Raw genomic sequence first — 13,519 nt, forward strand, 5'->3', positions numbered from 1 at the left:
AACCCTGTCAGAGTTCTAAACTCTGACAGGGTTAGATAGAAAGAAATAGTACGATTATGCATATCGCTTTTTTAACGCCTGAATACCCTCATCCCCGTGTTTTACATGCAGCTGGAATTGGCACTAGTATCAAAAACTTGGTTGTGGCTTTAGTTACAAAAGGAGTGCAAGTTTCTGTTTTTGTGTATGGCCAAATGGAAACTGCAGTTTTTGAAGAAGCAGGAGTTACTGTTCACTTAGTAAAAAGTCAAAAATATAAGGTGTTGGGTTGGTATTTGCATCGAAGGTTTATTCAAAAATACCTCAACACACATATTGTTTCAGAAAAAATTGATTTGGTTGAGGCTCCCGATTGGACGGGTATCACCGCTTTTATGCATCTGAAAGCACCTTTGGTCATTCGTTTTCATGGGAGTGATACCTATTTTTGTCATTTGGAGAGAAGGAAGCAAAAGCAAAAAAATTATTGGTTTGAGAAATTAGCAATGATGCAAGCTAGTGCTTTTGTCGCTCCAACAGTTTTCGCAGCTGATGTGACCAAGCAATTGTTTGGACTTGCCCGCAAAAATGTAAAGGTTGTTTATAACGGATTAGACTTGAATGCATTTAAAAATGATGCGCCCTTGCTTTTTGAAAAAGGACTCATTTTATATGTAGGTACAATTATTCGAAAAAAAGGGGTTTTTGAATTGCCTGAAATTTTTAATAAAGTGAGAAAAGCATTTCCAGAAACTAGATTGATGCTGATAGGAAGTGATACTGCCGATATTCAAACGCAATCTTCATCCACATGGGAATTACTAAAAAAAGAATTTGAAGAGGAGGATCTACAGCAAGTTTCGTATTTGGGAAAGATGCCCTATGCTAGCGTACAAGAGCATATTCGAAAAGCCAATGTATGTATTTTTCCTAGCTTTGCTGAAACTTTTGGAATGATAACGATTGAAGCTATGGCCTTAAATAAAGCAGTGGTGAGTAATGGTTTTGGATGGTCTCAAGAATTGATTACAGATGGTGAAAGTGGTTTTTTGGTAGATCCCAAAGCGCATGATGATTTTGCTAATAAAATAATTGAATTACTCCAAGACGAAACTTTAGCCAATACCATTGGTGCTGCCGCAAGAAAAAGAGTAGAGGCCGTTTTTGATATTCAAAAAATTGCCCAAGAGAATATTGATTTTTATGAATCTGTAATTGGTAAATAGTGATTGTAATCTATCATAATAATAGGCAAGTTACTCGGGTTACCTCAGATAATTCAGAGGTGATTGATTTTGATGGTTCAAAGTCAATAGCTTCTGTACTGATGCATTTAGCCATGCAATTTCCTGATATGACAATAGCCTGGTGTCATCAAGATTTTATGGATTTTGCAAACTGGAGCGAATTTCCAAAGGTTTTGCACCATGACAAAATTATGGTATCATTTTCTCCCTCAATGGCATTGTATTTAGGTAGGGAAATTGGTTATGTTGAGGAGTCTCCTTTTATCAAGGTGAATAAACAAGTGAGCTATCCTACTTGGCAAATGAGTAGTGGTATCGGTGGGATTCATACGGCTGTTTTATTACAATTTAAAGGAAAAATTAAAGAGCATCGGGATTTCGATTATTTTTTAAATAGCATTGCGAAACTGGGGATGCCATTAGGTTTATTGTGTTATTCGGAGCCCAAATTAGTAACCAATTTTTCCCGATGCTCCCAACCCAAAGCATCTATTTCCACTCTTTTTCAATTCGTATACCAGCATTATAAAACAAGGTGGTTGTTTTTATTGTTACTCAATTTGATGGTATACGAAAAACGCTTGCCAATTTTTGCTTTTTTGAAGGCACTATTTTATAAAAAGAGGAATACTATTGAAATGTCTTTGGACAGTATTGTTGTTCAGTCAAATAAAGAAGTGGTTCAAAAAGCAACTATTGATGTCATTATTCCGACTATTGGACGAAAAAAATATTTGTATGATGTGTTGAAGGATTTAGCAGTACAGACGCTTTTGCCTAAGGATATAATCATAGTGGAGCAAAATCCTTTAGAGGGAAGTATGTCCGAATTGGATTATTTAAAAAATGAATACTGGCCATTCAAAATCAAACACACTTTTACACATCAAGCAGGAGCTTGTAATGCGAGGAATTTGGCTCTTGAACAAGTAGAAAGTGAGTGGGTGTTTATGGCAGATGATGATGTTAGGATAGAAGCTCAATTTTTAGAGAAAGGTCTATCGTTTGCAAAATTGTATGCCGCTAAGGCGCTTACATTTGGATGTTATCAGGCTAACTATTCAGAAGAAAAAAAAATAAAACACACAATGCAATGGAGTTCCTTTGGTTCCGGATGTAGTATTGTACGATTAAAGGAAAATAATGAGTTAAGATATGATACTTCACTTGAGTTTGGATATGGTGAAGACACAGAGTTTGGTTTGCAATTGCGAAATGAAGGAATAGATGTTGTTTTTACACCATACCCAGAAATTCTGCATCTTAAAGCACCTTTGGGAGGTTTTCGAACCCAACCTGTGCTGCAGTGGCATAAGGAAGCTATACAGCCCAAACCTTCGCCAACTGTTATGTATGTTAAGCAAAAACACGATACCCAAGAGCAGATTTTAGGCTATAAAACAGTCTTGTTTTTCAAATTTTATATGTTGCAAAATAGTAGAAATCCTATTGTATACCTAAGGAAGATGAAAAGGCAATGGAATAAAAGCGTTTTTTGGGCTAATCAATTAAGAAATATACATAAAATTTAGTTTAATCATTTGTACCTACCTGCGTCCGAAGCCTTTGTTGCAATTGTTGCAATCGGTTCGGGAGCAAACGTTATATCCTGATGAAATTTTGATTGTGGATGAGCATATATATTAGGTAAAACACGATTTGGTCCATTCAGAATTTTCGGCAAACAACAATTCGTTGCAATGCTCTTGGTTTTGCTAATCGCATCTTACCTATTTCTTCCTGTTTTTCCGTTTAAAAATGGTTTACTTATCAAATTCAATCCATTTTAGGGAATTGTATTCACTAAAATTAATCAATTTCAGGGAGTATTATTCACTAAAATTAGTCAATTTTGGTGAATTTGTGTGTTTTTGTCTATCTTTGTTAAAATTTTAGGTATGGAAATTAAGCGATATTTACTAGCACAAATTACAGCTAAACTATTTAAAGGTAAAGCAATAGTGTTAATTGGCGCTAGGCAAATTGGTAAAACAACCCTATTGCAAGAGCTATTATCGGGTTATGAGAATACATTATTCTTGGACGGAGATGATCGAGTAACGCGAGAATTGTTGCAAAATCCATCTACCGAAGAAATTAAAGCGATCATTGGTCAACACAAAATTGTATTTATTGATGAAGCACAACGCATTAGTACTATTGGTTTAACTTCAAAAATAATTGTTGATCAATTCAAGGAAGTGCAACTGATTGTTAGCGGTTCATCAGCCTTTGATCTTAAAAATAGGACGAGTGAATCGTTGACAGGAAGAAAATGGGAATACCTTATGTTCCCTGTTAGTTGGAAGGAATTAGAAAATACAATAGGCTATGTCAAAAGTTTACAACAACTCGATTTGCGATTGGCGTATGGTATGTATCCCGAAGTCATTACGCATCCCTCTGAAGAAAAAGAACGATTAAAACAACTGGTATATAGTTATTTGTATACGGATCTGTTGGCTTTTGCCAACATCAAGAAACCAGAGGTTTTAGAAAAATTACTCAGGGCCTTAGCCTATCAAATGGGGAGCGAAGTCTCGTATAATGAATTGGCAAAATTGCTAAACGTGGATAAAAATACTGTAGCTAATTATATTCAGATTTTAGAAAAAGGCTACGTGATTTTTACCTTGAACGGTTTTAATAAAAATTTACGCAACGAATTGAAATTTGCCAAGAAAATCTATTTTTGGGACAATGGGGTACGCAATACCATAATTAATAATTTTAATGGCATGGATCTACGAAATGATGCCGGTCAGCTATGGGAAAATTTTGTCATTTCGGAGCGAATGAAAAAAAATAATTACGAAAACCCTTGGGTCAAAAGTTATTTTTGGCGTACCACCACGCAACTGGAAATTGACTATATAGAAGTTGAAAATGAGCAGGTAAAAGCATTTGAATTAAAAAACAATGAGCATGCCAAAATAAAAAAGTTTGAAAAATTCAAAGAAGCTTATCAAACCGACGTGAATGTGATACATAAGAAAAATTTTAGAGATTTGTTACTTTAAGATGATATTAAAAATTAGAAATACGATGCCATTTTCCCTCATTATCTGCACCTACCTTCGTCCTCAGCCTTTGTTGCAATTGTTGCAATCGGTTCGGGAGCAAACGTTATATCCTGATGAGATTTTGATTGTAGATGGCTCCACCAATGCTGCAACCGAAGTAGCTTTAAAAGAAAATCCATTCCTCAATTTGCAGTATTTTGCAGTTCCACCCGAACATCGGGGGTTGACCAAGCAACGTAATTTTGGTATTGCCAGAGTTGCTGCCGACATGGAAGTGGTTTGTTTTCTAGATGATGATACCGTTTTAGAAAAAGACTATTTCGAGCAATTGTTAAGCACTTACAAAAAATATCCACAGGCTCTTGGAGTAGGCGGGTACATTCATAATGAGACCCAATGGGCATGTGTTGGAGAAAATGATCAGCCTACAATAAAAGAATTTTATTTTGAAGGATGGAAAAGAAAAGACGGTAGTCGTTTTGTTTTAAGAAAAAAACTAGGGTTAGATAGCGATTGCCCTCCTGGATTTTCTTCTTTGTTTTCACACGGAAGAAGTGTGGGATTCTTACCACCAAGTGGTAAAACGTACGAAGTAGAACAATTGATGGGAGGTGTTTCTTCGTTTAAGAAAAAGGTATTTGAAACCCATCAGTTTTCAACCTATTTTGAAGGCTATGGCTTGTACGAAGATGCCGATTTTTGTTTGCGAGTTGCTAAAACAGGTAAATTGTATCTGAATACAGCCGCAAAATTGAACCATTATCACGCATTATCCGGCCGACCCAATCAGTACCATTATGGTAAAATGGTAGTGCGCAATGGTTGGTATGTTTGGCGGGTAAAAAATCCAAAACCCTTACGGACAGATCGTTTCAAATGGCATGCGATTACGCTACTGTTGACGGTCATTCGCTTTTCGAATACCTTTACCACGAATGCACGCAAAGCAGCGTTTACCGAAGCCTTGGGGAGAACCGTAGGTTGGTGGAGTTTAATGTTTAATAAACCGAAAGAAAAAAATTAGGAAATGAATTTATTACAACTTATACATTCTGATTACAGAAAACATCAAAAATATGCAGGGCATTTTTTAGGAATTGTATTTTTTACGCAAGGATTTTGGGCTGTTTTTCAATACAGACTAGCTCATTTTTGTTATTGCAATATAAAGTGGCAACCTTTTCGATTTCTGTTTTTAATGCTGTTTCTTATATGGCAAAAAGTTGTTGAAATTACCACTGGAATTTCAATTCCAGCTTCTGCAAAAATAGGACATTCATTTTATATAGGACATTTTGGAGGAATCATTATTAATTCTAAGGCTGTAATTGGGGATAACTGTAATATTTCTCAGGGAGTCACTATCGGTGTTTCTGGGAGAGGTGAAAGACGAGGGACTCCTGTTATAGGAGATAAAGTTTATATAGGGGCAAATTCAGTTGTTTCAGGGCATATTACCATTGGGAATGAAGTTTTAATAGGAGCCTGTTCTTTAGTAAATCAATCTTTTTCAGATTGTTCAGTAGTTTTGGGTGTGCCAGCAATAATTATTTCTCAAAAGGGTTCTAAAGGATATATCTAATGGAATTACTCATTGTTTCAACCGCTCCATTCATTTTTAAGGATGAAAAGTGTTTTGCTTACAGTCCTTATGTAAAAGAGTTGGTAATCTTGGAAAAATACGTAAGTGAAATTTCTTTTTGTTGTCCCGTTTGGAAAAATCAAAACGGATTACTAATTGAAGTTATCCCATTTGATATTAAAAATCATTATAAGTTATTTGATTTTAATTTAAATAATTTCATCAACATAGCTAAAGCTATTTTTTATGCTTTAGTAAATGGAATAATTGTTTTCAAAGCCATGTACCAAGCCGATCATATTCATTTGCGTTGTCCCGGCAATATTGGATTATTGGGGTGCTTTGTGCAAATCTTGTTTCCGAATACACCTAAAACCGTAAAATATGCTGGCAATTGGGATCCAAAAGCAATACAACCATGGAGTTATCGCATCCAAAAATGGATTTTGAGCAATACGTTCTTAACCCGAAACATGAAGGTCTTGGTCTATGGAGAATGGGAAGGAAACAGCAAAAATATTCAACCCTTTTTTACGGCCACCTATTGGGAAGCCGAGAAAGTACCGCTAAAAACACTTACTTTTGCAGGACCTATTCGGTTTATTTTTGTAGGAACCTTGTCGCAAGGAAAACGTCCGATGTATGCTGTAGCCTTGGTGGAAGCCTTGTCTAAAAGAGGGTATGAAGTGCATTTGGAGTTGTATGGCGAAGGGCCAGAGCGAAAGGTTATCGAGGACTATATCCTAAAAAATAAATTAGAAGCCTTGATTACTTTAAAAGGGAATCAATCGCAAGCAGTCGTAAAAGTAGCCTATCAAAACAGTCATTTTGTAGTCTTGCCCTCCCAAAGTGAAGGATGGCCTAAAGCCTTGGCTGAAGGCATGTTTTGGGGATGCGTAGCCGTTGCTCCGCCCATTTCTTGTGTGCCCTTTATGTTGGGTTACGGTGAGCATGGTGTTTTATTAGCGATGCAATTGGAATCTGATGCAGCACAACTAGAGGCAATGTTTCAAGATCAAGAAATATACTTGCATAAAAGAGTAGCAGCAGCGAATTGGTCTCGCCACTATACTTTGGATAGGTTCGAAGACGAAATCAAAAGAATGTTGCGTGATGCTTAGCCATCGGTCCCATTCACTTTAAAAATAAAATATGCGCATTGTACAACTTATAGATTCTTTAGAAGCCGGCGGTGCTGAACGGATGGCGGTGCATTACGCCAATGTGCTCGTGGATAAAATCGAGTTCTCTGCGTTAGTAGCTACCCGAAAGGAAGGGCCTTTAGTGCAGCAAATTGGCGCCAAAGTAGCTTATCTTTTTCTAGATAAAAAGAAACCACTAGATTTTGGTGCGCTAAGGCGCTTGCGGTCTTTTGTGTTACAACATAAAGTGACGCATGTGCATGCTCATAGTACTTCCTTTTTTTTGGCCTTTCTTTTAAAACTAAGTCTTCCTTCGCTAAAAGTGATTCGACATGATCATTACGGGAATAACGAATTTTTAGCATCTCGTCCCATTTTTGCTCTAAAAATAACAGCGCCATTTTTTGCTGGAGTGATTGCGGTAAACAGTAATCTTAAGACATGGACACAAACTCGTTTGAAGGTTATAAATGTGATCTATTTACCTAATTTTTCACAAAAAGCGACCCATCAGGAAAGGTATACCACTTTGCTTGGAAAGGAGAATAAACGTATTGTATGTTTGGCTAATTTGAGGGTACAAAAAAACCATTTATTACTTTTGGAGGTGGCAGCTCTACTGCAAAAAACACATCCTGATTGGACCTTTCATTTGGTAGGGAAGGATTTTGAGGATGACTACGCTGCCGAAATTAAAAGTAAAATTCAGGAGTTAGCATTGCAAAATCAGGTATTTTTGTACGGGTCTAGAACCGATACCGCAGCAATTTTGCAACAAGCGACTATAGGAATTTTAACCTCGGTTTCTGAGGGCTTGCCGTTATCAGTGTTAGAGTATGGGATGCATCAATTACCTGTTGTGGTTACTGCCGTTGGTGCTTTGCCCGATATGATTCAGCACGCAACCAATGGTTTGTTGGTGCCTAATAACGATGCTGCTGCTTTTGCCGATGCATTAACGCTCTTAATTGAAAATGAGACCTTGCGAAAAGAAATGGGAGTCGCTTTTTACGCCACGGTTCAGGAGCAGTTTGGGGCAAACGCTATTGTTGCCCGCTATTTGAACTGGTTAGTCACACTATAAAATGAAGGAAGAAGAAAAAAAATATTTGTTTTTATTGGCTTTACATGCTTTTTTAGGGATGATACTCTTTGCTGTCCCACTATTGAGTAAAGTATACGGCATTGCTATTCTTGTTTTTGGCATCTACTATATTGTTCAAAGTAAAAACCGGAACAACGAGGCCTTGTTAATGGCGGCTTATGCTATTAGTGCAGAAATTATCTTACGGATGACAGGTGGTGCTTTTGTCAATGAATATGGAAAATATTTGGTGATGCTTTTTTTGTTGCTAGGGATGCTTTTTTCTGGATTTTCGAGAGGAGCCTTGCTCTATTGGCTCTTTTTATTTTTTTTGGTGCCCAGTATGGTGTTGTCTACCATGACTTTGGACTTGACATCGGATGTAAAGAAAGCTATTGTTTTTAATATTTCAGGCCCAATTTGTTTGGGTATTTCGGCGATTTATTGTTTTAAACGTACACTTACTTTTCAACGTTTGTTGGGCGTAGTTACCGCTTTTTCTCTACCTTTACTCATCTTAGTGACGTATTTGTATTTTTATACGCCGAATATTCAAGATGTGGTGACAGGAACACAGTCTAACTTTGAAACTTCTGGAGGATTTGGTCCCAACCAAGTATCAACCATTTTAGGGTTGGGTATTTTTATCTTTTTTGTGCAATTGCTTTTAAATTCATCCAACGGTTTATTGCAATTGATCAATGGTGGATTGGTATTGGTTTTTGCTTTTAGAGGTTTGGTTACTTTTTCTCGTGGAGGAGTTTATACTGGAGTGGCCATGATTTTAGTGCTGTTAGCGATCTTGTATTTTCAAGCCAATTTTCAAACGAAACCTAAAATTGCAGCAATTATAGTGTTCTCTTTTGTGGCGACTTTGGCGGTTTGGAGTTATAGCTCTGTAAAAACGAGCGGGTTGTTGGATAAACGATATGCTAATCAAGACGCTGTGGGTCGGGAGAAAAAAAGTATATTGACGGGACGAGAATATTTGATGGAAAACGAACTAAATATGTTTTTCGATCATCCTATTTTAGGGGTTGGCGTAGGAAAAAATAAAGAATTAAGGCAGTCGCAAATGGGTATTGAGGCGGCTTCTCACAATGAGCTGACCCGAATGTTGGCTGAACACGGTAGCTTGGGGGTAATTTGCTTGCTTATATTATTTTTGACTCCACTTTATTTGTTTTCCGTAGATCGGCAGAATGTGTTAGCCCTTTCTTTTTTTGTTTTTTGGCTGTTGACCATCAATCATGCTGCGATGCGTTTGGCTGCTCCAGCTTTTGTTTATGCCTTATCCCTTTTAAAAGTTTATCGTGAAGCACCTGTTGTACATCGGGAATAAATTGGCCCAAAAAGGCAATAATCCTACTGGAATTGATGTTCTTGGCCCATTACTGGAAAAGGAAGGCTATCGGGTAAGTTACGCTTCTTCACAAAGCAATAAAATCGTGCGTTTTTTCGTAATGCTATTCAAAACCTTAACTACTAAAAAAACAGATTGCGTTCTTATAGACACCTACAGTACGACTAATTTTTGGTATGCCTTTTGGATCAGTCGTATTTGTAAGATCAGAAACATCAATTATATTCCAATTTTACACGGCGGCAATTTACCCCAACGATGGGTAACACATCCTAGATATTGTAAACTTTTATTTCATCAAGCGTATTGCAATGTTTGTCCTTCGGAGTATTTAAGGCAGGCGTTTCAAAAAATGAATTGCCCTAAATTAGTATCAATACCCAATGCAATAGCACTGGATTCGTATTCTTTTAAAAAGCGGAAGACGCTTCGACCTAAGGTATTGTGGGTTCGCGCTTTTGCGGAACTATATAATCCGCTAATGGCTATAGCAGTGCTAGCTGATTTGGCCAAAAACTATCCTGAAGCCGAATTGTGCATGGTTGGGCCTGATAAAGATGGAAGTCTTGAACCAGTGAAAAATCTAGCCGCATCGTTAGGGTTGACCGTTACTTTTTTTAGTCAGTTACCCAAGTCAGCATGGGTAGCCCTTTCTGAAGACTATGATTTTTTTATCAATACGACCCATTTTGACAATATGCCTGTTAGTGTCATCGAAGCGATGAGTTTAGGGCTAGGCGTAGTTTCTACCAATGTAGGTGGTATGCCTTTTTTGATCCATGATCAGGAAGATGGGCTTTTAGTGCAGGATAATGACGCGCTGGCCATGAGTGAGGCGCTTCAGTTGTTACTTAAAAACGCTTCTTTGTTCGGAGAGATAACCGAAAAAGCAAGACGTAAAGTGGCTTTGTTTCATTGGGAAGTTGTGAAAAAAAGTTGGAATGACATCCTGCAAAATCCTTATTTGTAAGGATTAAATTCACTAACTTGCGCCTCAATACCACGTTTATATGTTCAAAAGTAAAATCCATTTTGAGCTTTCAGAACGAAAGCTGTTGTTGCGTATCGTAGACCTCATTGTCGTGCTTTTTGGGTTGTATGTACTGACGTTTTTTTTCACTATTTCTTACTTTACTTTTTCAAAGGCAAATTTTTATTGGACAGTTGTTTTTTCGGTTTATTTGCTCTTGTTTGGAGGAATTTTCGAAATGTACAATTTGCAAGTCGCAAGCAATGCTTTTGAGATTTTAAAAAGTACCTTATTGACCACTTCATTGACTGCTCTGGTCTATCTTTTTACTCCGATTTTGTCTCCAAAATTACCAGAAACGCGACTTGAATTACTTCTATTTTATTGTACTATTTTTATTTCGTTATATGTTTGGCGTATTTTTTATGCGCGCTTTTTGGCGAGTAATCGTTTTGCTCAAAATGTAATTTTAATTTGTGATAAATCGCAATTGCAACAATTGGTGCTGGATTTACAAGAAGCGGATCCCTATTACCGAATCATTGGCTACGTGAATTCGGATGTTTCAAATACCGAGGAATTGACAAAAGGACTTAAAAGAGAAATTCCGATTGACAAATTAAAGAAATATGTTACTAGGTATAAGGTGTCGGAGATTGTAGTGGCTTCTCAAAAAACGGATGGCATTACTACCGATTTGTATCATGATTTACTGCATTTATTAGAGTCAGGAATAAGTATTAGGGAGTATGTTCATGTTTTTGAAAACAAAACAAAACGGATTCCTGTACATCAAATAGAACAAGATTTTTACCGTTTTTTCCCTTTTAGCAGAAGTAATAATAATAAGTTATACCTCTATCAAGTTCGTTTTTTCGAATTGATTACGGCTTTTGTTGGTCTGTTACTAGCCGCGATGATGGTTCCTTTTTTGCTGGTGGCCAATTGGTTTTGGAATCGTGGTCCTCTGTTTTATACCCAAGAACGCGTGGGTAAAGATGGCGTAGTGTTCGAAATCTATAAATTTAGAAGTATGGTAACGCATGCGGAGGTGAATGGTGCCGCATTTTCAAAAATGGGAGACACTAGAGTGACGCCTTTTGGGAAATTTTTGAGAAAAACACGTATCGACGAATTTCCTCAGTTTTTGAATATCCTTAAAGGGGATATGTCTGTAATAGGTCCCCGTCCGGAGCGTCCTATGTTTGTTGAAGAGATTGCTGCGATTATGCCTTTTTACGAAACAAGACATATCATAAAACCCGGTCTAACGGGATGGGCACAAGTGAATTATAATTATGGGGAGTCCATTGAAGAAAGCTTGATCAAATTGCAGTACGACTTATATTACATCAAACATCGAGGGGTTTTTATTGATATGAATATTATTTTTAAAACCATTTCTACTGTGATTTTTTATAGAGGACAGTAAGGTGTAGAAGTGAGAAGTGAGAGGTGAGAGGTGAGAAGTGAGAGGTGAGAAGGCTGAAGATGAGTGAGCAGTGAACAGAAGGCGTAAGCAAATTTAATGGGTGCGTACTTGTATTCTATATACTAAAAGTGAAGTAATCCCAAGCAATGGTGTAATGATTAAAAAGGGAGCTTTGTTAATTATAACAAGCGTGTACAAAGCAAAACAAACCCAATTGAAGTAACTTAGGTACTGCGTCGCTTTTTTGTTTTTTCTTAAAGAAAAGAATACCAAAAGAAGTAAACTAGGATTGAATAATAACACATTGTAGTTGTTGGCCAACTCAGGGTGCAAGGAATAAAAACTCATAAAGAGGAAGAACACTCCCAAAATTCCCATTAGTATCAAAAAAGACAACATGATGCCTCTTTTTTTCCAAAGAGCTACTACCAATAAAAAACCGATATAAGTGTACCAATTATTCCACCAAGAAGTGGCGGTTGTTGGTGCTATATCTACTGTTTTAATTGCTGGCGCTGCTAATGATTGGTTTTGATACCGCGCCTTTTTTAGACTTTCTAATAATTCAAATGGAAGAAAAACGGTGGATGCTTTTTGATCTACTTTGGTTCCAAAAATAATACTCGTACCCAATTGTTCATAAAAATGATGGTCAAAGTAAGGGTACAATACACTTCTATAAGTAGCCTCGGATTGATTTGTTTTTGTAATGATTTTTTTTCCAAGCGCTTTGTTTACTACATCCACTACCATAGTGGTGCAATTTCTATCAATAAACTTGTAGGTATAAAACCGTTGCTCTGATTGTAAGGTTGTGTTGAGGTTTTCAAAAATACGTTGCTTTACGGGCGCACTGATTTGTAATTTTTGTTCATAAACACTACGCCCCTCGTATTGGTATTGATTGATGAAATCTGAATAGGAGTGGGCTACTACAAAATATTGTAAATCGCCTTTGGCAAATTTGGCTACAAAATTAGGAGTCGAAAAATCAAAAGCTCCATAATTGTACACCACATCTATGAATTGTGCCGGATCACTAATTCGAATCGCTGTATGACCAAATAAGGAATAGGATTCATTTCCAGTGGCACAGGTCAAAATACTAATGTTAGCTTTTGGAGAAAGTGGTAAGGCTTGACTAGAAGCCCAAGCACTCCAAAGCAAAAAAACAGGTAGAAAAAATTTACGTACAGCAGTAGTAGTTGAAATGATGCAATTCATGAAATAAGCAAGATTAGTAGGCGGTGTAAAAATAGCGCATTCTGTTGACTTGTTGGTATTCGCAAAGAAAAATATATTTAAGTTATAGCTCTGTATTGTAGCCTACCGCCTGGATACATCTTCTGATAAGCCACAGATGCCACGGATTGAACGGATTTAAACTAATAAATTTGTTGTGGTGAAAAAAAAAAAATGTGTTGAAAAAACATAAGTTTTGTAAATAATATTTTTAATATACAATCAAAAATCAACGATAATCTGCCCAATCTGCGTGCCATTTTAACATAAAAATATTTCTGTCCAGACGGTAGGTATTGTAGCGGAAAGAGGGGGAATTGTTTTAAACTTTGCGCTCTTTGTGGTTAAATAGTGAGTTAGGATTTGTAGTAATTTGGTTCATTGTTTTAAACCTTTGCTTTCTTTGTGGCAACTATTTTTACCACAAAGCAACACAAAGACAAAACACTTGGGAC

The 13,519-nt window shown here is 36.9% G+C and carries 11 protein-coding genes and 1 pseudogene; 11 read left to right on the forward strand and 1 reads right to left on the reverse strand.

Going from position 1 to position 13,519, the window contains the following annotated elements:
* The first annotated feature begins 56 nt into the window (after positions 1–56).
* From AO58_RS0110110 to AO58_RS0110155, 11 genes and pseudogenes are all read left to right on the forward strand, one after another.
* The gene (locus AO58_RS0110110) at positions 57–1,205 is read left to right on the forward strand and encodes a glycosyltransferase family 4 protein (RefSeq protein WP_024981596.1); all 1,149 of its coding nucleotides are present in this window, start codon (positions 57–59) and stop codon (positions 1,203–1,205) included.
* Positions 1,205–2,758 carry a glycosyltransferase family 2 protein gene (locus tag AO58_RS0110115; RefSeq protein ID WP_024981597.1) on the forward strand — a complete coding sequence of 518 codons (1,554 nt, stop codon included), beginning with the start codon at positions 1,205–1,207 and terminating at the stop codon, positions 2,756–2,758. The genes AO58_RS0110110 and AO58_RS0110115 overlap by 1 nt, the downstream gene beginning before the upstream one ends.
* A pseudogene (locus tag AO58_RS17985) lies at positions 2,748–2,858 on the forward strand (glycosyltransferase family 2 protein); the annotation flags it as partial. The gene AO58_RS0110115 and the pseudogene AO58_RS17985, both read left to right, overlap by 11 nt.
* A 266-nt stretch (positions 2,859–3,124) precedes the next feature.
* On the forward strand, positions 3,125–4,246 hold the full coding sequence (locus tag AO58_RS0110120; protein WP_024981598.1) for an ATP-binding protein: 1,122 nt from the start codon (positions 3,125–3,127) through the stop codon (positions 4,244–4,246).
* Positions 4,247–4,271: 25 nt separating this feature from the next.
* A complete protein-coding gene (locus AO58_RS0110125; protein ID WP_024981599.1) occupies positions 4,272–5,273 on the forward strand; it encodes a glycosyltransferase family 2 protein in 1,002 nt (333 codons plus the stop codon).
* A 3-nt stretch (positions 5,274–5,276) separates the two neighbouring features.
* On the forward strand, positions 5,277–5,831 hold the full coding sequence (locus AO58_RS0110130; RefSeq protein WP_024981600.1) for a serine O-acetyltransferase: 555 nt from the start codon (positions 5,277–5,279) through the stop codon (positions 5,829–5,831).
* Positions 5,831–6,952 (forward strand): glycosyltransferase family 4 protein, encoded by a 1,122-nt coding sequence (locus tag AO58_RS0110135; protein WP_024981601.1) that lies wholly within the window; start codon positions 5,831–5,833, stop codon positions 6,950–6,952. Before AO58_RS0110130 ends, AO58_RS0110135 begins: the two co-directional genes overlap by 1 nt.
* A gap of 31 nt (positions 6,953–6,983) precedes the next feature.
* Positions 6,984–8,057, forward strand: coding sequence for a glycosyltransferase family 4 protein (locus AO58_RS0110140; protein WP_024981602.1), 1,074 nt, complete (start codon positions 6,984–6,986; stop codon positions 8,055–8,057).
* 1 nt (position 8,058) lies between these two features.
* Positions 8,059–9,399, forward strand: a complete 1,341-nt coding sequence (locus AO58_RS0110145; protein WP_024981603.1) for an O-antigen ligase family protein — start codon at positions 8,059–8,061, stop codon at positions 9,397–9,399.
* Positions 9,371–10,390 (forward strand): glycosyltransferase family 4 protein, encoded by a 1,020-nt coding sequence (locus AO58_RS0110150; protein ID WP_024981604.1) that lies wholly within the window; start codon positions 9,371–9,373, stop codon positions 10,388–10,390. Before AO58_RS0110145 ends, AO58_RS0110150 begins: the two co-directional genes overlap by 29 nt.
* Before the next feature lie 40 nt (positions 10,391–10,430).
* Entirely contained in the window at positions 10,431–11,822 is a 1,392-nt protein-coding gene (locus AO58_RS0110155) for an exopolysaccharide biosynthesis polyprenyl glycosylphosphotransferase (RefSeq protein WP_024981605.1), read from the forward strand.
* 93 nt (positions 11,823–11,915) lie between these two features.
* On the opposite strand, the gene AO58_RS0110160 is transcribed toward AO58_RS0110155, so the two are convergent.
* On the reverse strand, positions 11,916–13,046 hold the full coding sequence (locus AO58_RS0110160; protein ID WP_024981606.1) for an Lnb N-terminal periplasmic domain-containing protein: 1,131 nt from the start codon (positions 13,044–13,046) through the stop codon (positions 11,916–11,918).
* Positions 13,047–13,519: the final 473 nt, after the last annotated feature.

It is taken from the genome of Flavobacterium succinicans LMG 10402, from assembly GCF_000611675.1.
Taxonomy (GTDB): domain Bacteria; phylum Bacteroidota; class Bacteroidia; order Flavobacteriales; family Flavobacteriaceae; genus Flavobacterium; species Flavobacterium succinicans.

Coding starts and splice junctions, on each gene's coding strand:
- AO58_RS0110160 (WP_024981606.1), bottom strand. CDS start 13,046: ATGAATTGCATCATTTCAACTACTACTGCTGTACGTAAATTTTTTCTA.
- AO58_RS0110155 (WP_024981605.1), top strand. CDS start 10,431: ATGTTCAAAAGTAAAATCCATTTTGAGCTTTCAGAACGAAAGCTGTTG.
- AO58_RS0110130 (WP_024981600.1), top strand. CDS start 5,277: ATGAATTTATTACAACTTATACATTCTGATTACAGAAAACATCAAAAA.
- AO58_RS0110120 (WP_024981598.1), top strand. CDS start 3,125: ATGGAAATTAAGCGATATTTACTAGCACAAATTACAGCTAAACTATTT.
- AO58_RS0110140 (WP_024981602.1), top strand. CDS start 6,984: ATGCGCATTGTACAACTTATAGATTCTTTAGAAGCCGGCGGTGCTGAA.
- AO58_RS0110145 (WP_024981603.1), top strand. CDS start 8,059: ATGAAGGAAGAAGAAAAAAAATATTTGTTTTTATTGGCTTTACATGCT.
- AO58_RS0110125 (WP_024981599.1), top strand. CDS start 4,272: ATGCCATTTTCCCTCATTATCTGCACCTACCTTCGTCCTCAGCCTTTG.
- AO58_RS0110110 (WP_024981596.1), top strand. CDS start 57: ATGCATATCGCTTTTTTAACGCCTGAATACCCTCATCCCCGTGTTTTA.
- AO58_RS0110135 (WP_024981601.1), top strand. CDS start 5,831: ATGGAATTACTCATTGTTTCAACCGCTCCATTCATTTTTAAGGATGAA.